Origin of the sequence: Mesorhizobium sp. BR1-1-16 (assembly GCF_020165495.1) — a bacterium.
Lineage (GTDB): Bacteria > Pseudomonadota > Alphaproteobacteria > Rhizobiales > Kaistiaceae > Kaistia.
In genome coordinates this window covers 89,098-108,063 of record NZ_JAIUIE010000003.1, presented here as the reverse complement: position 1 = coordinate 108,063, position 18,966 = coordinate 89,098, and the positions used below count along the sequence as shown (strand labels likewise).

Genomic DNA, 18,966 nt, shown 5'->3' with positions numbered 1-18,966 from the left:
TGGCGGCGCTGGAGCGATTGCCATGACCCAACTCGCCGGAACGGATGCGGCGATCCTGCCGGACGATGCGCCCCATCTTCTCGTGATCGACGACGACCAGCGCATCCGTACGCTGCTTTCGCGCTATCTGAGCGACAATGGTTTCCGCGTCGACGTCGCCGCCAATGCCGAGGAGGCGCGGACGCGGCTCGGCTCTCTCGCGTTCGACCTCCTGATCCTCGACGTGATGATGCCGGGCGAGAACGGGCTCGATCTCCTGAAGAGCCTTCGCGAGACCATGCAGGTGCCGATCCTGATGCTGACGGCGCGTGTCGAGATCGATCATCGCATCCGCGGCTTCGAGGGCGGCGCCGACGATTATCTTGGCAAGCCGTTCGAGCCGCGCGAACTCGTCCTCCGGATCAATGCAATCCTCAAGCGCGGCACGCCTCCGACGGCGCCGCTGATCGAGCAGCTTCGCTTCGGGCCGTTCAGCTTCCATATCGGCCGGCGGGAACTACGGCGTGGCCAGGAGGTGATCCGCCTCACCGACCGAGAGCGGCAGATCATGGCCGTCTTCGCGGCGACGCCGAACGAGACCGTGCCACGGCTGTCACTTCTCTCGGAGGATGAGCCGGCAGGCGAGCGCACCATCGATGTGCAGATTAATCGCCTCCGCCGGAAGATCGAAGTCGATCCCGCCAATCCGCTCTATCTCCAGACGGTGCGCGGCATCGGCTACCGCCTGGTGACGGAGGCGTGAGCGTGATGATGGCCCGAGGGCGGGGCAGCGCTGCGGCGCCGGAGGCCGCGTGACGGAGCGCCAGCCGCATCCCTTCCATCGCGACGGCCGCATCGGCAGCTGGTTCGACTGGCCGCTTGTCACCGCCATCCGGCGCCTTGGCCGCGCTCCGGCGATCAACGAGGCGCGGCGGATATTGCGCAAGGCCGATCCGGCGCTCGCCGTCTTTCTTGCGCCCTATCGCTTTCTCGGTCGCCGCCTCGGCGCAGCGATGCCGAAAGGCCTCTATGCGCGAGCGCTGATCATCATCATCGCGCCGATCGTCATCCTGCAATCGGTAGTCGCCTTCGTGTTCATGGAGCGACACTGGCAAACCGTGACGCGCCGTCTCTCCGCCGCAACGGTGCGTGATATCTCGGCGATCGTCGATCTCATCGAGACCTATCCCTCGGATCCGACCTACGGCCAGATCATCCGCATCGCGCAGGATCGGCTCGGCCTGATCATCTCCGTGGTGCCGGGCGAACCGTTGCCGCCGGCGGCGCCGAAGCCGTTCTTCTCGCTGCTCGACAGCGCGCTTTCGGATGAAATCAGCCAGCAGATCGGCAAGCCGTTCTGGATCGATACGGTCGGCAAGTCGAACCTCGTCGAGGTGCGTATCCAGCTCGGCGACAAGGTGCTGCGCGTGCTGGCGCGCCGCAGCCAGACTTACGCGTCGAACTCCGAAATCTTCATCTTCTGGATGGTCGGCACCAGCCTCGTGCTGCTGGTCATCGCTATCGCCTTCCTGCGCAACCAGATCCGCCCGATCCAGGAACTCGCCGATGCGGCCGAGGGGTTCGGCAAGGGCCGTGCGATCGAGGACTTCAAGCCACGCGGCGCCCGCGAGGTCCGCCGAGCCAGCGCGACCTTCATCGAGATGGCGGACCGGATCAACCGGCAGATGGAGCAGCGCACGACGATGCTCGCCGGTGTCAGCCATGATCTCAGGACCGTGCTGACCCGCTTCCGCCTGCAGCTCGCCCTCCTGCGCGAGAACGACGATGTCCGCGCGATGCGGCGCGATGTCGATGACATGCAGCGCATGCTGGAGGGCTATCTCGCCTTTGCGCGCGGCGATGTCGACGAGCCCACCGTCAAGACCGATGTCGCGGCGCTGATTGCCGACGTCATCGAGGGATCGCGCCGCGTCGGCCATCTCGTCGAGGCGCGCTTCGAGGGCGATCCGATCGTCAGCTTGCGGCCGAACGAGTTCAAGCGCTGCATCGGCAACCTCGTCGCCAATGCCTGCCGTCATGGCAACACGATCGTCGTGACGGCCACAAATCTCGAAGGCTGGCTGACGGTGACGGTCGACGATGACGGTCCCGGCATTCCGGAGGATCAGTTCGAGATGGTTTTCCGCCCGTTCTACCGCCTCGACGAGGCGCGCAATCTCGATGAGAGCGGCACGGGGCTCGGCCTGCCGATCGCGCGCGACATCGCCCGGGCCCATGGAGGCGACGTCACGCTCTCTACATCGCCGGAGGGTGGCCTCAGGGCGACGATCGCGATTCCCGCCTGACGCCGATGCCGTTAGGCCTCAGGCGGCGGCGAGGCGCACCACGGTGCCCCAGGGATCGACCAGTTCGCGGTTGGCGGTGACGCCAGAGCCCGAAAGCGTCACATGCGCCAGGCCGCCGCGCGAAGCGTCGCGCTTTCCGGCGCCGCGGCTCCGCCAGATATTGCCGGCGATGTGATGATGATAGCCGCCGGACGCCAGGAAGCTGGCACCGGGATAATGCGTCACCACCTCGAGGCCGACTTCTGACGTCCACCATGCCTCGGCCAACTTGTCGTCGCCGACACGCAGATGGACATGGCCGATGCGGAGCCGATCGGGCGCGGTCTGGTAAGGGGCTGCATCGGCCGGGACCGCCTCGACGATGGCGTTCACATCCAGTGGCTCTGTCGCCATCTTGAGGCGGTAGCCATCACGCGGCCAGGTTTTCTCGTCCCGATCGGCATAGATCTCGATGCCGTTGCCCTCGGGATCGGTCAGGTAAAACGCTTCACTGACGAGATGATCCGACATGCCATCGACCGCGATCCCCTCTTCAGAGGCATGCAACACCCAGCGGCCGAGATCCATGCGGCTCGGCATGAGGAAGGCCGTGTGGAAGAGACCGGCGCTGCGCGGATCGTCGAGCGCGGCTCCGGGCGCGAGCGAGGCGAGTTCCAGCAGCGGTACGCCGCCGGCACCGAGCACCATCAGCCCGTCCTTCTCGGAGATCGTCTCCAGTCCGAGCAGCGCACGATAGTAATCGGCGACCGTCGGGATGCTCTTCACCTTGAGGCCGACCGACGCGACATGAACAGGCCTGGTCAGCGCAAAGGGAAGTGCGGAATCAGCGACAGGACTATCGGCCATGACTTGGCTCCATCGAAAACATCTGAGCCATAGCTAATGATGAAGCCGCCGCGGCGATAGCTGTCCAGTTGTGAACACTGCGTGCTCAGAAAAGGCGGCCGCCATTCGGCACGCCGCGCTCGACTGCGGTGAGGACCACGGCGCCCTCTTCATCCGGCATGCCGAGCGTCAGCACTTCCGACATGAACGGGCCGATCTGGCGTGGCGGAAAATTGACCACGGCGAGTACCTGTCGGCCGGCGAGTTCATCGACCGTGTAGTATTTGGTGATCTGCGCCGACGATTTCTTGCGGCCGATCTCCGGGCCGAAATCGATCAGGAGCTTGTAGGCGGGCTTGCGGGCTTCCGGGAATGGCGTGGCCTCGAGGATCGTCCCGACGCGGATATCGACCTTCAGGAAGTCACTGAAGTCGATCGTTCCGCTCTTGCCTGCCTCGTTGTCTGCCGCCATCTGCCGTCGCTCCCTGTTGCCAGAAGCGACGGGTAGCATCGTGGCGGCCCGCGTCAAGCGGCGGCATCGGTCGTGTCGGTTGCTCCTGCCGGCGAAGGCGAAGGCCTGCGGCGTTCAAAACGGCGGCCGATACGGCAGACGGCCTTCTCGATCCTGCCAACGCGGTGATCCCACCCTTCAGCGCGCGATAGAGCCTTGTCGAGCGCCGCCATGGTGCGTGACTGGTCGGGGTCGGTGTCGTCGATCCATGTTGGCATCAGGCGCACCAGCATCGTGACGAGACCTTGGGTGCGCGCGCAGCCGCGCAGTCCGTCGGTGCCGATACCGGCGGCCGCCAGCATGTAGCGCGCCGATGGCAGCGCCAGAGCATTCAGACCGAGCGCCAGCGCCGGGTCGCGACGGGCGCTTGCCGCGAGATGAGCGACAGCGCGCTTGTGAGTCACCAACTTGTCGAAGCGGCGCATCAGGATATCGAACAGGCGGTCACGGCGCGTGTCCTCGCCGGCCTTGTCGGCTTCGTCGAGCACCGCGCGGTCGATACGGCGCATGAAGGCGGCGAGGATTGCGAACTTGCCGTCGGCAGCTTCGCGGAGGGCGCCGAGCGTCAGCCCGGCCCGCTCGGCGATCTCGGGGAGATCGATCGCCTCGAAGGGCTTTTCGCCCAGCAGCGCCATGAAGGCGTCGATGACGTTCTCCGGCACGGTCTGCTGCATGTCATGTCCTCCTGATCACCCTCCGAAAGATATGGGGCGAATGAGGCGTGTTTCAGCCCGCCAGTTCCTCGGCGCGTTGTTTGGCCGCCGCGACTGCGCGATCAAGCAGCGGCTGCAGTCCGTCATCGGCCATCAGCACGTGAAGGGCAGCGGCGGTGGTGCCGTTCGGCGAGGTGACGTTCTTGCGCAGCGTTTCGGGCGGCAGCGGCGATTGCTGCAGCAATTCGCCCGAACCTGAGACGGTCTGCCGGGCGAAACGGGCGGCGAGTTCGGCCGGCAGGCCGGCCTTGATGCCGGCTTCCGTCAATGCCTCGGCGAGGAGGAAAACATAAGCCGGGCCGGAACCAGACATCGCCGTGACGGCGTCGATCAGCGTTTCGCTCTCGACCCAGCCAGTGATTCCGACCGCGCCGAGCAGTGCCTCGACCAGCACGCGATCGGCGTCCGTGGTGACCTCATTCGCGAAAAGGCCGGTCGCGCCGCGGCCGACCTGTGCCGGCGTGTTCGGCATGGCCCTGACGACGGCCCCGCCGAGCGCTTCCTCTATCGTTGCGACAGTCGTGCCGGCGGCGATCGAAACCGTAACGGTGCCGGGGCCGACCAGAGCGCGGACCGCCGGCAGCGCGGCCCCCATCATCTGCGGCTTGACGGCGAGGAGCAGCACGCGCGCCGTGATGCCGTCGGGCGGTGTCGTGCGATGGGTGACGCCGTGGCGGGCCATTAGTTCGGCGGTCTCGGGCGGCGGGCCGGGATCGATCACGATGACGGCCTTCGGATCAAGACCTCCGGCAAGCCAGCCAGCAAGCAGCGCGCCGCCCATCTTGCCGGCGCCGATCAGGACGAGAGGGGAGGCAGGCGTGAGCTCTGAAAACGACATGGGGCCACCGAAGAGGAATGCTGTTGCTGCGTCATAGACCACCGGCGTGCCGGATGGAAACGGGAACAGCGCTCCGGCCTTTTGGTGGTCAGGTCTCGTCGAGTGCCTGGCGCATGGCGGCGGACATCGCGGGGCCGCCATGCCCTTCATCCGGCAGGACGATCAGCCGGCTCGCCGGCCAGTGTGAGTGCAGCCGATAGGCGGTGATCGCGGGGCTGCCGATATCGCGGCGGCCATGGATCAGCACGGCCGGGATCGTCGCGATGCGGTCGATGCCGGCCAGGATCTCGCGGCCGTTCCGCAGGAAGCCGTCATGCGCCCAATAATGCGCGACGAGGGTTGCGAAGGAACGTGCCTGATCTTCGTCGAAGCGAGCGGCGATCGGCGACCAGTTGGGGTCGAGCGAGACATGGGTCGATTCCCACGCGTTCCAGGCACGAGCTGCCGCGGTTCGGTCGTCGGCATCATCGCCGGCCAGGCGGCGCGCATAGGCTTCGATGATCCGCTCGCCCTCGCGCCGGCCAGAATCGTGCTCGAAGCGCGCGAACGCTTCCGGAAAGATCCGTCCGATGGCGCCCGTGATCCAGTCGACCTCGTCGCGGCTGGTTGTGGTGATCGCGCCGAACACCATGCGCGATACCCTTTCGGGATGGGCCTCGGCATAGGCGAGGGCGAGCGTGACACCCCAGGAGACGCCACTGAGCAGCCACGCCTCGATGCCGAGATGACGACGGACCGCCTCGATATCGGCGATCAGCGCGCCCGTGGTGTTGTCGGCGAGATGGTCGAGCGCATCGATGGCGAGCGGCCGGCTGCGGCCACAGCCGCGCTGGTCGATTCCGACGATCCGATAGCGCTCCGGATCGAACAGCCGCCGATAGCGCCCGGAGCCGAGGCCGCTGCCGGGACCGCCATGCAGGTACAGCGCAGCCGTTCCCGCCGCTTGGCCCGAGAGTTCCCAATAGATCGAATGACCGCCGTCGACGGGCAACAAGCCGGACTCGAGCGGAAGGCTCTCGGGATAGAGTATTCCAGTCATGTCTCGTTCACGCGGTGTGTCCGAACCGCGATGCATTCATCGCGGAGCGGCCGTCCTGCTGGCAGCGGCCGCCCGCTATCGCCTCAGGCTTCGCCCACGGTCTCGAACATGACCGCTTCGAGCGCTTCCGAAGCGGATTTGCCGGCCCAGACCACGAACTGGAACGCCTGATAATAGCGTTCGCAGCTCTCGATGGCGTTTTCGAGCAGGCCTTCGACCTGGGCGCTGTTCGGTTCGGCGCCGCCGGCGAGCAGGAGCGTCTGCCGGTACATCACGACGCCTTCCTTGCCCCAGAGATCGAAATGGCCGATCCAGAGTTGCTCGTTGACCAGGGACAGCAGGCGCATCACCTCTGTCTTGCGTGGGTCGGTCACCTTGAGGTCAAACGCGCAGGCGAGGTGCACGGCCTCCATATCCTCCATCCAGGAGAAGGAGACATGGTAGTCGCACCAGCCGCCGCCGATCGAGATCGTGATCTCGTCGTCGCCCGAACGCTCGAAGGCCCAGTCATTGATCGCAGCGATATTCTCGATCGTATCGACGGGGTTCGATTGCCGGTCTTCGGTCTCGAATTCGATGAGGCTCATAGCCGATCCTCGCGCTTGATCGGAAAGGACAGCACCACTCAGAACACACACTCCGGAAACGGGACATGAGGTCCAGCTTCCGATCCGGACGAAAAGCTGCCAGCCGGTAGAGGCAGGCTCGCTTTCACCCCGAACTCCTTGTCGGCACAAAGCCCAACAGCGCGAATCTCTTACACATCACTATAATGCCGCAGGGCGGCTTGGCGAGATCACTTTTGCTCGCGCATGCGAAAGACTGTTGAACCCGACGCCCGCGCCGCGTCACCGGCCGGGCCGCGAGTGCATGGATGGGCCCAACACGAAAAGCCTCGGGCAGGGCCCGAGGCGCTTGAGCAAAGCAAAGACGCGGCGTTATTCGGGGCGCAGATCGACGGCCTTCGGACCCTTGCCGCGCTTGTCCGGCTCGGTATCGAAGGAAACGCGCATTCCGTCGTTGAGCGCCGTCAGCCCGGAACGCTCGACAGCCGTGACGTGCACGAACACGTCGCTGCCACCCTCATCCGGCGTGATGAAGCCGAAGCCCTTGGAAGCATTGAAAAACTTGACGGTCCCCGTCTGGCGCATGGCCGATCCTCTCACTTTCCTCTCGCGGCGCCGCGGCACGGCTGCCGTCGTCGTCAGGTCCTCAGATGTCGGTGGAAAATGTCGGTATCGTTCCAGTGACCGACTGCGCCGGGGTGGTCCTGTTCCCTCAAGAAACCAATCCCCTTGACCAGTGGTCCAGTCTCCGTCCGTCCTTCGTCTGACCTCGCCTGCAAATCATGCAGTAGAAAGTCACAGAAATCAACGATAGCGCCGCAATGCGTCTGCGAAGGACAGCGACGCCGAAGTCGCCGCTGGCGTTTCGGCGTCCGGCGAAGATTTCGCGGCGGCGATCGCTTTGGCTATGCTTGCCCGGGAGGGAAGGGCGCCGCAGCGCCATGCCTGAACCAATTGTGATCGGATATGGCCGTCTGGTCGCTTCGTTCTGCTTGAAAGCTCTGCCCTCGATCCCAATTCTCGGCGAGGGCAAGAGGAGGAGAAAATCGTGGCGGTCAACGAAACATCGACGCGTCCTGTCATCACGCAGGACATGATCAAGCTCTATGACGACTACACGCATCTGACGCTTGATCGTCGCGGCTTCATGGACAAGCTGACGAAACTCGTCGGCAGCTCCGCTGCGGCCGCCGCCGTGGTGCCGCTGCTATCCGCCAACAAGGCGCAAGCGGCCGTCGTGGCACCTGACGACGCACGCATCACTGCGGAGCGAGTCACCTTTCCAGGTCCCAAGGGGGACATCGCGGGTCTCCTGGCCCGGCCGAAGGATACGTCGACCAAGCTTCCCGCCGTTCTTGTCATCCACGAAAATCGCGGCCTCAACCCGCATATCGAGGATGTGACGCGGCGCTTCGCGGTGGCCGGCTTCCTTGCGCTTGGCGTCGACCTGCTGTCGACTGCCGGCGGCACGCCTGCCGACGAGGACAAGGCGCGCGACATGATTGGCCAGCTCTCACCGGCCGATGCGCTGGCCGAGGCGAAGGCGGCGGTCGCCTATCTGAAATCGAACCCTGCTTCGAACGGCAAGGTGGGCGCGGTCGGCTTCTGCTGGGGCGGTGGCATGGTCAACCAGCTCGCGGTGAACGATCCCGATCTCGTCGCGGGCGTCGCTTACTATGGAATGCAGCCGAAAGCGGCAGATGTGCCGAAGATAAAGGCGAAGCTGCTGCTTCATTATGCGGGGCTCGATGACCGCATCAATGCCGGCATTCCCGACTATGAGGCTGCCCTGAAGGCGGCAGGCGTCAACTATCAGGTTTTCGTCTATGACGGCGTCAATCACGCCTTCAACAACGACACTTCGGCTGCTCGCTACGACGAAAAAGCGGCCAATCTGGCCTGGGGTCGGACGATCGACTTCCTGAAGGCCAATCTCGGCTGATCCGGCCGGTTGGTGCGCCGCGTTGTCACATGATTGGCACGCGGGCTGCATACGCTGGAGCATCTTCTGCCGGGTCCGGGCCTTCCCGGAGCCGGCACTCCCCACCAGCATTATCGCAGTACAGCACCAATCGGTTGGAGTTGCGTCATGACACGTCTGGGCGCTGAAGCTTGGTTCGTCGCAGCCGCGATCTGGCTGAGCGTCATGTTGCCGAGCGCAGCGTTCGGCTATTGGGCCGGCGATGCTGGGGCGGTCCACAAGACGGCACACCTCATCCGGCCGCTCTGAGCGCTATTCCGCCGCGACCGTTGCCAGTCGCCGACGTCCCATCCGCCAGGACTGCAGCGCGATGCCAAGCGCAAGCGTTGCGAGCACGGCGCCGAGTATCGGCAGGCGATCGTAATTGACGCCCAGCGTCAGCGCCGTTCCGCCGATCCAGGCGCCGAGCGCATTGCCGAGATTGAAGGCGCCCTGATTGAGCGTCGATGCGAGATTGGGCGCGTCCGACGCGCATTCGACGACGCGCATCTGCAGCGGCGCGATCAGCGCGAAGAACACGACGCCCCAGATGAAGACGGTGGCCGTGGCCGCAGCCGCGTGATGGCTCGACAGCGCGAATTGCAGCATGACGATTGCGAGCAGGCCGAGCGCGCCGATGATCGTTTCCATCAGTCGCCAGTCGGCGAGGCGGCCACCGACGAGGTTGCCGATCGTGATGCCGGCGCCGAACAGAAGCAGTACCAGCGTCGTTGCTCCGGGCGAGATGCCGGTCACGGTCTGCAGGATTGGCGCGATATAGGTGAACACCGCAAAGAGGCTGGCCGAGGTGACGACGCTGATCGCCATCGCCAGCCAGACCTGGCTGTTGCGGAACACGCGGAATTCGCTTGCAAGGCTTGCCGGTGCTTCCCCTTCGCCCGTCTTCGGCACGAAGGCGGCGATGGCCGCGACCGAGACGATGCCGATCACCACGACGACCCAGAAGGTCGAGCGCCAGCCAAAGGCCTGGCCAAGCGCGGTGCCGGCGGGAACGCCGAGGATGTTGGCCAGCGTCACGCCGGCGAACAGCATCGCCATCGCGCGGGCGCGCTGGTGGCGCGGCACGAGGCGTGCGGCGACGATCGAGCCGATGCCGAAAAAGGCGCCATGACCGAAGGCCGTGACGACGCGCGCTGCCATCAAAAGGGCGTAGCTCGGCGCGATGGCGCAGAGCAGGTTGCCGACCACGAACAAGCTTGTGAGCCCGACCAGCGTCGTCTTGCGCGGCAGTCTGGTCGTCGCGATGGCGATGATCGGGCCGCCAACCACGACGCCGAGCGCGTAGCCGGTGATCAGGAGGCCGGCCTGTGGGATCGTGACCGAGAGGTCTCGCGCCAGTTCCGGCAAGAGGCCCATGATCACGAATTCAGTGGTGCCGATGCCGAACGAAGCGACGGCAAGGGCAAAGAGCGCCAACGGCATGACGACAATGTCCGGGGGAGGAAATGACCTCCCCCTTATGCCTCAAACGGCCATGCCGCGATGCAGCGAAAATGCCGCAGCCGGCTAGTGAATTCCGGTGAACAGGCGGTTCCAACGGATGGCCCATGGCCAATCCCAGACCTTCCAGAATGACGAGCGGTCGTCGATCGAGAAGAAGATCACCTGCGCCTTGCCCTCGAGATTTTCGACCGGCACGTAGCCCATCGAATTCATGTCGCGGCTATCGGCCGAGTTGTCGCGATTGTCGCCCATCATGAAGACATGGTCGGGCGGCACCTCATATTTCGGCGTGTTGTCGAAGCCGCCGCGATCGCCCTCGATCTCGATGACGCGGTGCTGGACGCCATTCGGCAGCGTCTCGATATATTGCGGCGCATCGATCGGATTGCCGAAGAAATCGCGTGTCCGGTATGGCTCGATCGGCTGGCGCTCGACCATCTTGTCGTTGATGTAGAGCCGCCCTTCGATCACCTGCACGGTGTCGCCGGGCAGGCCGATCACGCGCTTGATGAAGTCGGTCGAATTGTCCTTCGGACCCTTGAAGACGGCGATGTCGCCCTGCTTGGGCAATGAGCCGAGGATGCGCCCGGAGAAGGGCGCAATGCCGAACGGAAACGAATAGCGCGAATAGCCGTAAGTGAACTTCGACACGAACAGGTAGTCGCCGATCTCCAGCGTCGGGATCAGGGAACCCGACGGGATCTCGAAGGGTTGGAAAAGAAGCGTCCGAACGACGAGGGCGATGATGAGGGCTTCGACGAAGACACGGACCGTACCGCCGACGCCCTCCTTGCCGGCTGGCTTCTTGTCGGCAGGCTTGGCCGCGACGGTCTTCTCGATTTCGGACATGAGGCCGGGTTCCGGACGATTGGCGTTGCGGGTGATGTAGGCGAAGCCGTGGAAGCGGGCAACAACGAACCCCGGCCAGAGTGGTATCACGGTGAGCGACACCAGTATGGACGCTATATCATTCGTCTCTGAGGCGAAAATATGAGTCGCGCCGCTCTTTCGGCGCCTGCGTGGAGGCAGCGGTTGACGATGCGAATTCCTTCGACATCGACGGGTTGGCGGCGCGGGCTGTTTGCGGCGGCTGCCTTGGGAATCTCCCTGGTTGCGGCCGGGCCGGCGCTCGCCGACGACGCGTTCACGACCGGCAATGTCAATATGCGGACCGGGCCGGGTACCAATTACGGCAAGATGGGCACGCTGCCCAAGGGCACCGGCGTCGATGTCCTCGGCTGCACCGGCGGCTGGTGCCAGGTTTCGGCGGGAGGTGCACCCGGTTGGGTCTCCGACAATTACCTTGCCGGTTTCGTCGGGCCGCCTCCGGCCTATCGCGGGCCGCCGCCAGCCGTCTATGTGACGCCGCCGCCGATCTACGTCGAGCCGCCGCCATACTATGGCCCCGGCGATTACGGGCCCGGATATCGTCCGCCGCCGCCTTATTATGGCCGTCCGGGCTATCGTCCGCCGCCCTATTATGGCGACCGTCCGCCCGGTTATCGCCCCCCGCCCGGCGGCTGGGACAACAATAACCGGCCCCCGCCGGGCTATCGTCCTCCGCCTGGTCAGGGCGGAGGCGGGCAGGGCGGCGGTTGGCATGGCGGCAACCGTCCGCCCCAGCAGGGCAATGGCGGGCCGCCGCAGCCTTACCAGCCCCCGCAGCAGGGCGGGCAGCGCCCGCCGCAGCAACAGGGCGGACAGCGACCGCAGCAACAGCCGCAGCAGCCGCAGGGCGGGCAGGCCCAGCAGCCGCCTCAGCAGGGCCAGCCGGGCAAGCCGCAGTTTTTTGTGCCGGGACACGGAGCGGCGCCGCCTTGCGCGCCGGGAACCATCTTCTGTTCGCCTCAGTAGCCGTCACTCAGGCGTGAACACTCTGTCGCGCCGCGGCGGCATTTCCGCGCCGCCGCTGCGCCCCCATATTCGTTGATCGACAGATCAGCGGGGACGATGATGGAACTCGGCATCTACACATTTGGCGACCTGATGCCGGATCCTGTCACGGGGGCGCGCATCAGCCCGCGGCAGCGCGTCGCCAATCTTCTTGAAGAAATCGAACTCGCCGACCAGCTTGGGCTCGATGTCTTCGGTCTCGGCGAACATCACCGCCCCGATTACCTGGTCTCGGCGCCGGACGTCATCCTTGCGGCGGCGGCGGCGCGCACGAAGTCGATCCGCCTCACCAGCGCTGTCACGGTGCTTTCCTCCGATGATCCGGTGCGCGTATTCCAGCGCTTCTCGACGCTCGATCTCTTGTCGGGCGGCCGCGCCGAGATCATGGCCGGGCGCGGCTCCTTCATCGAGTCGTTCCCCCTGTTCGGCTATGACCTAGCCGACTACGACACGCTTTTCTCGGAGAAGCTCGATCTCCTTCTGGCGCTCCGCGATCACGAGCGGATCACCTGGAAAGGCGAGCATCGAGCAGCCATCAACGATCGCGGTGTCTATCCACGCCCCGTCCAGCAGCCTTTGCCGGTCTGGATCGCTGTCGGGGGAACGCCGCAATCGGTGGCGCGCGCCGGTGTTCTAGGCCTGCCGCTGGCGATCGCGATCATCGGCGGCCAACCCGAGCAATTCGCCCCGCTGGTGCAGCTCTATCGCGATGCGGCGGTGCAGGGCGGCCATGATCCGGCCAGCCTGCCGGTCGGCATCAACTCACATGGCTTCATCGCCGAGACCTCGCAGGAGGCGGCCGACATCGCCTTTCCGCCCTTCGCCGACACGATGAGCCGCATCGGCCGCGAGCGCGGCTGGCCGCCGACGACGCGCGGCCAATTCGAGGCCCAGCGCAAGCTGCGCGGCGCTCTCTTCGTCGGCAGTCCGGCGGAGGTCGTCGAGAAGATCCTCTATCAGCACGAGTTCTTCCAGCACGATCGCTTCATGATCCAGTTCAGTGTCGGCACGCTGCCGCATGACAAGCTCATGAAGTCGATCGAACTCTTCGGTACCAGGGTCGCGCCCGAGGTGCGTAAGGCGCTCGCCGACAAGGCCGCGTCGCCGGAGCCGGCTTCAGCCTGAGCGTTGGAACGCTTCGACCCCGCAGAAGCAAACTCGGAGATTCTCGTTGCGCCGGGAGGCTCCACCGGAGGCAATCCGTTCTGGCGATTTCTGTTCGGATCGCTACAATAATCAGTGACCGAAGCAGGAGCCATCCGTGTCTGTCCAGTCCGCCGCCCCGCGCCAGTTGAAGCTCGGCGCCTTCATGCGCCCCGTCAGCCTCCATACAGGCGCCTGGCGCTATCCGGGCGCCTGGCCGGATGCCAATTTCAACTTCGACCATCTGAAGGCGATGATCCGGACGCTCGAACGCGGCAAGTTCGATGCATTCTTCATGGCGGATCATCTTGCGGTGCTGAACATGCCTGCCGCGGCGCTGAAGCGCAGCCATACCGCGACCTCGTTCGAGCCGTTCACACTGCTTTCGGCACTGGCTGGGGCAACCGAGCGGATCGGTCTCGTCGCCACGGCATCGACGACGTTCGATGCGCCCTATCACATCGCCCGCCGCTTCGCCTCGCTCGACCATATCAGCGGCGGCCGTGCCGGCTGGAACATCGTCACCACCTCGAACCCCGACGCCGCACTCAATTTCGGGCTCGATGAGCATGTCGAGCATGGCGAGCGCTATCGGCGCGCCCGCGAATTCTACGATGTCGTCACCGGCCTTTGGGACAGTTTCGCCGACGACGCCTTTGTGCGTGACGTCGAGAGCGGCGTGTTCTTCGATCCGGAACGGATGCATGTCCTTGGCCACAAGGGAGAATTTCTCTCCGTGCGCGGGCCGCTCAACATTGCCCGCCCGCCGCAGGGCTGGCCCGTGATCGTACAGGCGGGCGCTTCGGATCCAGGCCGCCAGCTCGCCGCCGAGACGGCGGAAGTCATTTTCGGCGCTGCGCCGTCAATGGAGGAGGGGCGCCGTTTCTATGCCGATATCAAGGCGCGCATGGCGCGCATCGGCCGGCATCCGGACAGCCTGAAGATCCTGCCTGGCGCCTTCGTCGTCGTGGGCGACAGCCTCGACGAGGCCACGGCCATTCGCGCCCGTCTCGACGCCGGGGTCCACTATGACAGTGGAATCGCTTCCCTTTCGATCGCGCTCGGCCACGACGCCTCGTCATTTGACCCGGATGGTCCGCTTCCCGACATCCCGGAAACCAATGACAGCAAGACTGGCCGCCAACGGGTGATCGATCTTGCGAAACGCGAGAATCTGACCGTGCGGCAGCTCGCGCAGCGGCTTGGCGGCTTCTCGGGGCTCGAAATGGTCGGCACGCCGCAATCGATCGCCGATACGATGCAGGCCTGGCTGGAGAACGATGCCTCCGACGGCTTCAACGTCATGTTCCCGTATCTGCCCGGCGGGCTGGATGCCTTTGTCGACAAGGTCGTGCCCGAGTTGCAGCGCCGCGGCATCTTCCGCACCGACTATGAGGGAACGACGCTGCGCGATCATCTTGGCCTCCAGCGCCCGCCGAACCGCTTTTTCCCGGACTGAGCACGTCTGAAGCTGCCACGCCGAATGAGTCGTGGATGAATGGCGGCGAGGACGACCTTCCGCCTGCATCGCGTCGGCCGCATCTGCAGGTGTGTCCTTCGCTCCGGCCGGTAACGAATCAAGCCGCTTTGCCGCCGTTTCGGCGATCGTGCGGGCCCGCGAGGGGTAGGCGGTCACAATTTTTTAACTGTATTTTTGTCGCGGAAATGGCGGGGTTCTGCCATTGGGTCCGTCTTTGCGGCTTTTGGCATTAACCGCTCGTTAACCGGAACGGGCTGAGAAAATGCTTAACAGAACGCAAAGAGCAAGCCGTGAGCACAGCAGCCCAGACCACAGCAGCGAAGAGCACAGCCGCCGGCCCCGCGGCCAGGGAAGAAGCTGACAAGGCGGCCAAGAGCGCCAGGAACGCCGCCAAGCAGGCAATCCGCTTCCGTGGTCGTTCCTTCCTAGCCACCGTGCTGGCGCCGGCTCTGCCGATCTCGGGCTGGCTGGCAGAACTCGACAAGCTCGCTGGCCGCTCGCAGGGCTATTTCGCCAACAGGCCCGTCATTCTCGACGTCACCGGCCTCGTCATCACCAAGACGGATTTCGCCGAGCTGCTCGGGCAGCTCTATGAGCGCGAGATCAAGGTGATGGGGGTCGAGGGCGCCGATCCGTCCTGGCTCGGTTTCGGCATGCCGCCCTCCGTGAGCGGTGGCAAGCACACCGAGATCGTGCACAAGCCGAGTGCCGAGCCACCCAAGCAGCAGGGTTTCGTCGATCGTCCGATCCCCTCGCTTCTGGTCGAGACGCCGGTTCGCTCCGGCCAGTCGATCATCTTCCCGCAAGGTGACGTGACGGTCATCGGATCCGTGGCTTCGGGTGCCGAGATCATCGCCGGCAACTCGATCCACATTTACGGCGCGCTGCGCGGGCGGGCCATTGCCGGCACCACCGGCAATGCCGCGGCGCGCATCTTCGTGCAGAAATTCGAAGCCGAACTGATCGCGATCGACGGGCTCTACCAGACGGCGGACGAGATCGACGCGACGTTCCGCGGCCGCTCCGTACAGGCCTGGCTCGCCGACGACAAAATGAACATGGCTGCTCTGGGCTGACCAGAGAATTGAGGAGCAAGGGGTATGTCGCAGGTTCTGGTGGTCACTTCCGGCAAGGGCGGCGTCGGCAAGACGACGTCGACTGCAGCGATCGGCGCAGCGCTCGCCATGAATGGCAGCCGCGTCGCCGTGGTCGACTTCGACGTCGGTCTGCGCAATCTCGATCTCGTCATGGGCGCCGAGCGCCGCGTGGTCTATGACCTCATCAACGTGGTGCAGGGCGAGGCTAAGCTTCAGCAGGCGCTGATCCGCGACAAGCGGCTCGAGACGCTGTATCTGCTGCCCGCCTCGCAGACCCGCGACAAGGATGCCCTGACGAGCGAAGGCGTCGCCCGCGTCATGGACGATCTTCGCGAGAGCTTTGACTGGATCGTCTGCGATTCGCCGGCCGGCATCGAGCGCGGTGCGCTGCTCGCCATGCGCCATGCCGACGTTGCCGTCGTCGTCACCAATCCGGAAGTGTCCTCGGTGCGTGACAGCGACCGCATCATCGGCATGCTCGACGCCAAGACGGCCAAGGCCGAGCGCGGCGAATATATGGAGAAGCACCTGCTGCTGACCCGCTACGACGCGGCGCGCGCCGAACGTGGGCAGATGCTGAAGGTCGACGACGTGCTCGAGATCCTCTCGATCCCGCTGCTCGGCATCATTCCCGAGAGCGAGGCCGTCCTCAACGCCTCGAATGTCGGCTGCCCGGTGACGCTGACCGCTGCCGACAGCGCACCGGCCCGCGCCTATATCGACGCGGCACGGCGCCTCGAAGGCGACGTCATCCCGATGATGATCCCCGCCGACAAGCGCGTCGGCTTCATGGGCAAGCTGTTCGGTCGGAGGGCGGCATGACGATCTTCGATTTCTTCAGGCCAGCCCGCTCTGCACCGGTCGCGCGTGACCGCCTGCAGATCCTCCTGCAGCACGAACGCGTTTCGGCTGGCGCCAGCGACCTGATCGCTGTCCTCCGCGAGGAAATTCTCGAAGTGATCGCGCGCCATGTCGAGATCCCCGCCGAGAAGGTTCAGGTCAAGATGCAGCGCGACGAGGCCATCTCGACGCTCGAGGTCGAGATCGAACTCCCGAACCCGATCCGCCGCCGCGCGGCCGCGTGAGGATGTCTTCAGCACGTTGAGAGAGCGCGGCAGCCTGCCCGCGCTCCTCATGCTTTCAGGGACGTGCCGCCTACCTCATATGAATCTCGGAATCGGGCCGTCCTGCGGGGTTGTATCGTCGCCGAGGTCGAGGAAGACTTCGTCGACATAGCACCAGCCCCAGCCTTCCGGCGGATCATAGCCTTCGATGATCGGATGGCCGGTCGCGTGGAAATGGGCGGTAGCGTGCTTGTTGGGGGAGTCGTCGCAGCAGCCGACATGACCGCAGCTGCGGCAGATCCGCAGATGCACCCACCAGTTGCCGCTCTTGAGGCATTCCTCGCAGCCTCTGGCGCTCGGCGTCACCTTGCGGATCGTGTCCGTATGCGTGCAGTCCTCGCTCATCGGGGGTCGGCTCCTGTGTTGAGGGGCGGCACACGACCGGCGTCCGCCGCGAGATAGGCATGGATCGCGGCGACGACCTGGGCGCCTTCGCCGACCGCGGCCGCGACGCGCTTGACCGATCCGGCACGGACGTCGCCCACGGCGAAGACACCGCGGCGGTTGGTTTCGAGGGCGTGATGGCCGGGAACGCTGCCCGTATCGACGAAGCCCTTGCCGTCGAGCGCGATGCCGCTGCCGTCCAGCCAGCCGGTGTTGGGATCGGCACCGATGAACAGGAACACATGGCGGATCGACCGCTGCGTTTCGGCGCCGGTGACCCTTTGGCGCCAGGTGACGCGCGAAAGCTCGCCGCGCTCGCCTTCGAGGCACGTGATCTCGCTCTCCGTCACCAGCTCGATATTGGGGGATGCCGCAATACGGTCGATCAGGTAGCGCGACATGCTGGCGGCGAGCCCGGCGGCGCGGATCAACATCCACACTTTCGCCGCCTGGCCGGCGAGGTAGACCGCGGCCTGGCCGGCGGAATTGCCACCGCCGACGAGCACCACCTCCTGAGCCGCGCACAGCTTTCGTTCAAGTGGCGAAGCCCAATAGTGAATGCTGGTTCCCTCATAGACCTCGAGCCCGTTGATCGCCGGCCGCCGATAGCGCGCGCCGCTCGCGACCACGACGGTTCGTGCCGTTGCCTGCTCGTCCTCGCCGAGCGTGAGGCGGAAGCGCCGCTCGCCATCGACGTCGACCGGCGTGATCGCCAGGGCCTGGTCGGGGATCGCCAGTTCGGCGCCAAACTTCTGCGCCTGATTGTAGGCGCGTCCCATCAGCGCCATGCCGGTGATTCCGGTCGGGAAGCCGAGGTAATTCTCGATCCGCGCCGAGGCGCCGGCCTGGCCACCGAAGGCGCGCATGTCCAGCACCAGCACGGATAGACCTTCGGACGCCGCATAGACCGCCGTTGCCAGCCCTGCCGGACCGGCGCCGATCACGGCGACGTCGTGAACCCTATCGGGATCGAGCGGCCTGACGAGGCCGATGCAGCGTCCGAGCGCCGATTCGGTCGGATTGCGAAGCACGTCGCCATTGGGGCAGAGCACGACGGGCAGAGCCTCGGCATCGATGGCGAACCGCGAGACGATGGCGCGGGCGGTGTCGTCGGTCGCAGGGTCGAGCGTCTGGTTCGGTACGCCATTCCGCGTCAGGAAGCCCTGCAGCCTGAGGACATCGCCATGGTCGGGGCGGCCGATGATGACCGGGCCGGCGCCGGCCTCGATCAGCCCGACGCGGCGGAGGATCAGCGCCCGCATGATTCGTTCGCCGAGCTCGGCCTCCGCGACCATCAGCCCGCGCAATCTGTCCGACGGAATCACCAGCGCTTCGACGGCCCCGATCGCACGGGCATCGACGAGGGCAGGGCGCTCGGAAAGCTGCGTCACCTCGCCGACGAACTCGCCCGGACCGTGCTCGACGATGAGATGATCGACGCCCGCGGCATCCCGGTGCGTGATGCGGACCGCGCCGGAGAGCACGACGATCAGTCCCGGAATCGCGTAACCGCGCCGCGCCAGCATTTCGCCGTCGCCATACAATGCAGCGATCCCGAACCTTCGCAGGCGATCGATCTCCGCCGGCTGGAGTTGCGGATACATCTGCGCGCGGCGAGTATCGAGGGTCGAAGCCATGGACCGG

General features: G+C 65.4%; 21 protein-coding genes. 10 read left to right on the top strand and 11 right to left on the bottom strand.

Annotated elements, in window-relative coordinates; all coding sequences use genetic code 11:
* Positions 1 to 22: 22 nt before the first annotated feature.
* Positions 23 to 742: a response regulator gene (locus LB518_RS09005; RefSeq protein ID WP_224576215.1), complete on the top strand. Its 720-nt coding sequence runs from the start codon at positions 23 to 25 to the stop codon at positions 740 to 742.
* A gap of 172 nt (positions 743 to 914) precedes the next feature.
* On the top strand, positions 915 to 2,285 hold the full coding sequence (locus LB518_RS09000; RefSeq protein WP_224577103.1) for an ATP-binding protein: 1,371 nt from the start codon (positions 915 to 917) through the stop codon (positions 2,283 to 2,285).
* Positions 2,286 to 2,303: 18 nt separating this feature from the next.
* Here LB518_RS09000 and LB518_RS08995 read toward each other — a convergent pair whose 3' ends face one another.
* The 7 genes from LB518_RS08995 to LB518_RS08965 form a co-directional block, all read right to left on the bottom strand.
* Positions 2,304 to 3,131 (bottom strand): VOC family protein, encoded by an 828-nt coding sequence (locus LB518_RS08995; protein ID WP_224576203.1) that lies wholly within the window; start codon positions 3,129 to 3,131, stop codon positions 2,304 to 2,306.
* Positions 3,132 to 3,216: 85 nt separating this feature from the next.
* Positions 3,217 to 3,582 carry a tRNA-binding protein gene (locus LB518_RS08990; RefSeq protein WP_224576200.1) on the bottom strand — a complete coding sequence of 122 codons (366 nt, stop codon included), beginning with the start codon at positions 3,580 to 3,582 and terminating at the stop codon, positions 3,217 to 3,219.
* A gap of 53 nt (positions 3,583 to 3,635) precedes the next feature.
* A complete protein-coding gene (locus LB518_RS08985; RefSeq protein ID WP_224576198.1) occupies positions 3,636 to 4,295 on the bottom strand; it encodes a TetR/AcrR family transcriptional regulator in 660 nt (219 codons plus the stop codon).
* 52 nt (positions 4,296 to 4,347) lie between these two features.
* The gene (gene proC, locus LB518_RS08980; RefSeq protein ID WP_224576196.1) at positions 4,348 to 5,172 is read right to left on the bottom strand and encodes a pyrroline-5-carboxylate reductase; all 825 of its coding nucleotides are present in this window, start codon (positions 5,170 to 5,172) and stop codon (positions 4,348 to 4,350) included.
* A gap of 88 nt (positions 5,173 to 5,260) precedes the next feature.
* Positions 5,261 to 6,211, bottom strand: a complete 951-nt coding sequence (gene pip / locus LB518_RS08975) for a prolyl aminopeptidase (protein WP_224576195.1) — start codon at positions 6,209 to 6,211, stop codon at positions 5,261 to 5,263.
* 83 nt (positions 6,212 to 6,294) lie between these two features.
* Positions 6,295 to 6,798 carry a type III secretion system chaperone family protein gene (locus LB518_RS08970; protein ID WP_224576193.1) on the bottom strand — a complete coding sequence of 168 codons (504 nt, stop codon included), beginning with the start codon at positions 6,796 to 6,798 and terminating at the stop codon, positions 6,295 to 6,297.
* Positions 6,799 to 7,149: 351 nt separating this feature from the next.
* Positions 7,150 to 7,362: a cold-shock protein gene (locus tag LB518_RS08965; protein WP_224576191.1), complete on the bottom strand. Its 213-nt coding sequence runs from the start codon at positions 7,360 to 7,362 to the stop codon at positions 7,150 to 7,152.
* Positions 7,363 to 7,870: 508 nt separating this feature from the next.
* Between LB518_RS08965 and LB518_RS08960 the strand changes: the two genes are divergently transcribed.
* Both LB518_RS08960 and LB518_RS08955 read left to right on the top strand, forming a co-directional pair.
* Entirely contained in the window at positions 7,871 to 8,719 is an 849-nt protein-coding gene (locus tag LB518_RS08960) for a dienelactone hydrolase family protein (protein WP_224577101.1), read from the top strand.
* A 147-nt stretch (positions 8,720 to 8,866) separates the two neighbouring features.
* Positions 8,867 to 9,007, top strand: coding sequence for a hypothetical protein (locus LB518_RS08955; RefSeq protein ID WP_224576189.1), 141 nt, complete (start codon positions 8,867 to 8,869; stop codon positions 9,005 to 9,007).
* 3 nt (positions 9,008 to 9,010) lie between these two features.
* Here the strand turns inward: LB518_RS08955 and LB518_RS08950 are convergent, their stop codons facing one another.
* Positions 9,011 to 10,180: an MFS transporter gene (locus tag LB518_RS08950; RefSeq protein ID WP_224576187.1), complete on the bottom strand. Its 1,170-nt coding sequence runs from the start codon at positions 10,178 to 10,180 to the stop codon at positions 9,011 to 9,013.
* An 84-nt stretch (positions 10,181 to 10,264) separates the two neighbouring features.
* A complete protein-coding gene (lepB, locus tag LB518_RS08945; RefSeq protein ID WP_224576186.1) occupies positions 10,265 to 11,050 on the bottom strand; it encodes a signal peptidase I in 786 nt (261 codons plus the stop codon).
* A gap of 246 nt (positions 11,051 to 11,296) precedes the next feature.
* Here lepB and LB518_RS08940 point away from each other — a divergent pair, with 246 nt between their 5' ends.
* The 6 genes from LB518_RS08940 to minE all read left to right on the top strand — a co-directional run bounded on the left by LB518_RS08940 (position 11,297) and on the right by minE (position 16,899).
* The gene (locus LB518_RS08940; protein ID WP_224576183.1) at positions 11,297 to 12,055 is read left to right on the top strand and encodes an SH3 domain-containing protein; all 759 of its coding nucleotides are present in this window, start codon (positions 11,297 to 11,299) and stop codon (positions 12,053 to 12,055) included.
* 99 nt (positions 12,056 to 12,154) lie between these two features.
* Positions 12,155 to 13,219 carry an LLM class flavin-dependent oxidoreductase gene (locus tag LB518_RS08935; RefSeq protein ID WP_224576180.1) on the top strand — a complete coding sequence of 355 codons (1,065 nt, stop codon included), beginning with the start codon at positions 12,155 to 12,157 and terminating at the stop codon, positions 13,217 to 13,219.
* Between the two features lie 184 nt (positions 13,220 to 13,403).
* Positions 13,404 to 14,696 carry an LLM class flavin-dependent oxidoreductase gene (locus LB518_RS08930; RefSeq protein WP_224577099.1) on the top strand — a complete coding sequence of 431 codons (1,293 nt, stop codon included), beginning with the start codon at positions 13,404 to 13,406 and terminating at the stop codon, positions 14,694 to 14,696.
* Between the two features lie 422 nt (positions 14,697 to 15,118).
* Positions 15,119 to 15,793 (top strand): septum site-determining protein MinC, encoded by a 675-nt coding sequence (minC, locus tag LB518_RS08925; protein WP_224577097.1) that lies wholly within the window; start codon positions 15,119 to 15,121, stop codon positions 15,791 to 15,793.
* Positions 15,794 to 15,817: 24 nt separating this feature from the next.
* The gene (gene minD, locus LB518_RS08920; protein ID WP_224576177.1) at positions 15,818 to 16,636 is read left to right on the top strand and encodes a septum site-determining protein MinD; all 819 of its coding nucleotides are present in this window, start codon (positions 15,818 to 15,820) and stop codon (positions 16,634 to 16,636) included.
* The gene (minE, locus tag LB518_RS08915; RefSeq protein WP_224576174.1) at positions 16,633 to 16,899 is read left to right on the top strand and encodes a cell division topological specificity factor MinE; all 267 of its coding nucleotides are present in this window, start codon (positions 16,633 to 16,635) and stop codon (positions 16,897 to 16,899) included. Before minD ends, minE begins: the two co-directional genes overlap by 4 nt.
* A 75-nt stretch (positions 16,900 to 16,974) precedes the next feature.
* Here the strand turns inward: minE and LB518_RS08910 are convergent, their stop codons facing one another.
* Both LB518_RS08910 and LB518_RS08905 read right to left on the bottom strand, forming a co-directional pair.
* Entirely contained in the window at positions 16,975 to 17,283 is a 309-nt protein-coding gene (locus LB518_RS08910; RefSeq protein WP_224576171.1) for a UBP-type zinc finger domain-containing protein, read from the bottom strand.
* Complete coding sequence (locus LB518_RS08905; protein WP_224576168.1) at positions 17,280 to 18,959, bottom strand: FAD-dependent oxidoreductase; 1,680 nt, start codon at positions 18,957 to 18,959, stop codon at positions 17,280 to 17,282. The genes LB518_RS08910 and LB518_RS08905 overlap by 4 nt, the downstream gene beginning before the upstream one ends.
* Positions 18,960 to 18,966 lie beyond the last annotated feature (7 nt).

Coding starts and splice junctions, on each gene's coding strand:
- LB518_RS09005 (WP_224576215.1), top strand. CDS start 23: ATGACCCAACTCGCCGGAACGGATGCGGCGATCCTGCCGGACGATGCG.
- LB518_RS08995 (WP_224576203.1), bottom strand. CDS start 3,131: ATGGCCGATAGTCCTGTCGCTGATTCCGCACTTCCCTTTGCGCTGACC.
- LB518_RS08990 (WP_224576200.1), bottom strand. CDS start 3,582: ATGGCGGCAGACAACGAGGCAGGCAAGAGCGGAACGATCGACTTCAGT.
- LB518_RS08985 (WP_224576198.1), bottom strand. CDS start 4,295: ATGCAGCAGACCGTGCCGGAGAACGTCATCGACGCCTTCATGGCGCTG.
- proC (WP_224576196.1), bottom strand. CDS start 5,172: ATGTCGTTTTCAGAGCTCACGCCTGCCTCCCCTCTCGTCCTGATCGGC.
- pip (WP_224576195.1), bottom strand. CDS start 6,211: ATGACTGGAATACTCTATCCCGAGAGCCTTCCGCTCGAGTCCGGCTTG.
- LB518_RS08970 (WP_224576193.1), bottom strand. CDS start 6,798: ATGAGCCTCATCGAATTCGAGACCGAAGACCGGCAATCGAACCCCGTC.
- LB518_RS08965 (WP_224576191.1), bottom strand. CDS start 7,362: ATGCGCCAGACGGGGACCGTCAAGTTTTTCAATGCTTCCAAGGGCTTC.
- LB518_RS08960 (WP_224577101.1), top strand. CDS start 7,871: ATGATCAAGCTCTATGACGACTACACGCATCTGACGCTTGATCGTCGC.
- LB518_RS08955 (WP_224576189.1), top strand. CDS start 8,867: ATGACACGTCTGGGCGCTGAAGCTTGGTTCGTCGCAGCCGCGATCTGG.
- LB518_RS08950 (WP_224576187.1), bottom strand. CDS start 10,180: ATGCCGTTGGCGCTCTTTGCCCTTGCCGTCGCTTCGTTCGGCATCGGC.
- lepB (WP_224576186.1), bottom strand. CDS start 11,050: ATGTCCGAAATCGAGAAGACCGTCGCGGCCAAGCCTGCCGACAAGAAG.
- LB518_RS08935 (WP_224576180.1), top strand. CDS start 12,155: ATGGAACTCGGCATCTACACATTTGGCGACCTGATGCCGGATCCTGTC.
- LB518_RS08930 (WP_224577099.1), top strand. CDS start 13,404: ATGCGCCCCGTCAGCCTCCATACAGGCGCCTGGCGCTATCCGGGCGCC.
- minD (WP_224576177.1), top strand. CDS start 15,818: ATGTCGCAGGTTCTGGTGGTCACTTCCGGCAAGGGCGGCGTCGGCAAG.
- minE (WP_224576174.1), top strand. CDS start 16,633: ATGACGATCTTCGATTTCTTCAGGCCAGCCCGCTCTGCACCGGTCGCG.
- LB518_RS08910 (WP_224576171.1), bottom strand. CDS start 17,283: ATGAGCGAGGACTGCACGCATACGGACACGATCCGCAAGGTGACGCCG.
- LB518_RS08905 (WP_224576168.1), bottom strand. CDS start 18,959: ATGGCTTCGACCCTCGATACTCGCCGCGCGCAGATGTATCCGCAACTC.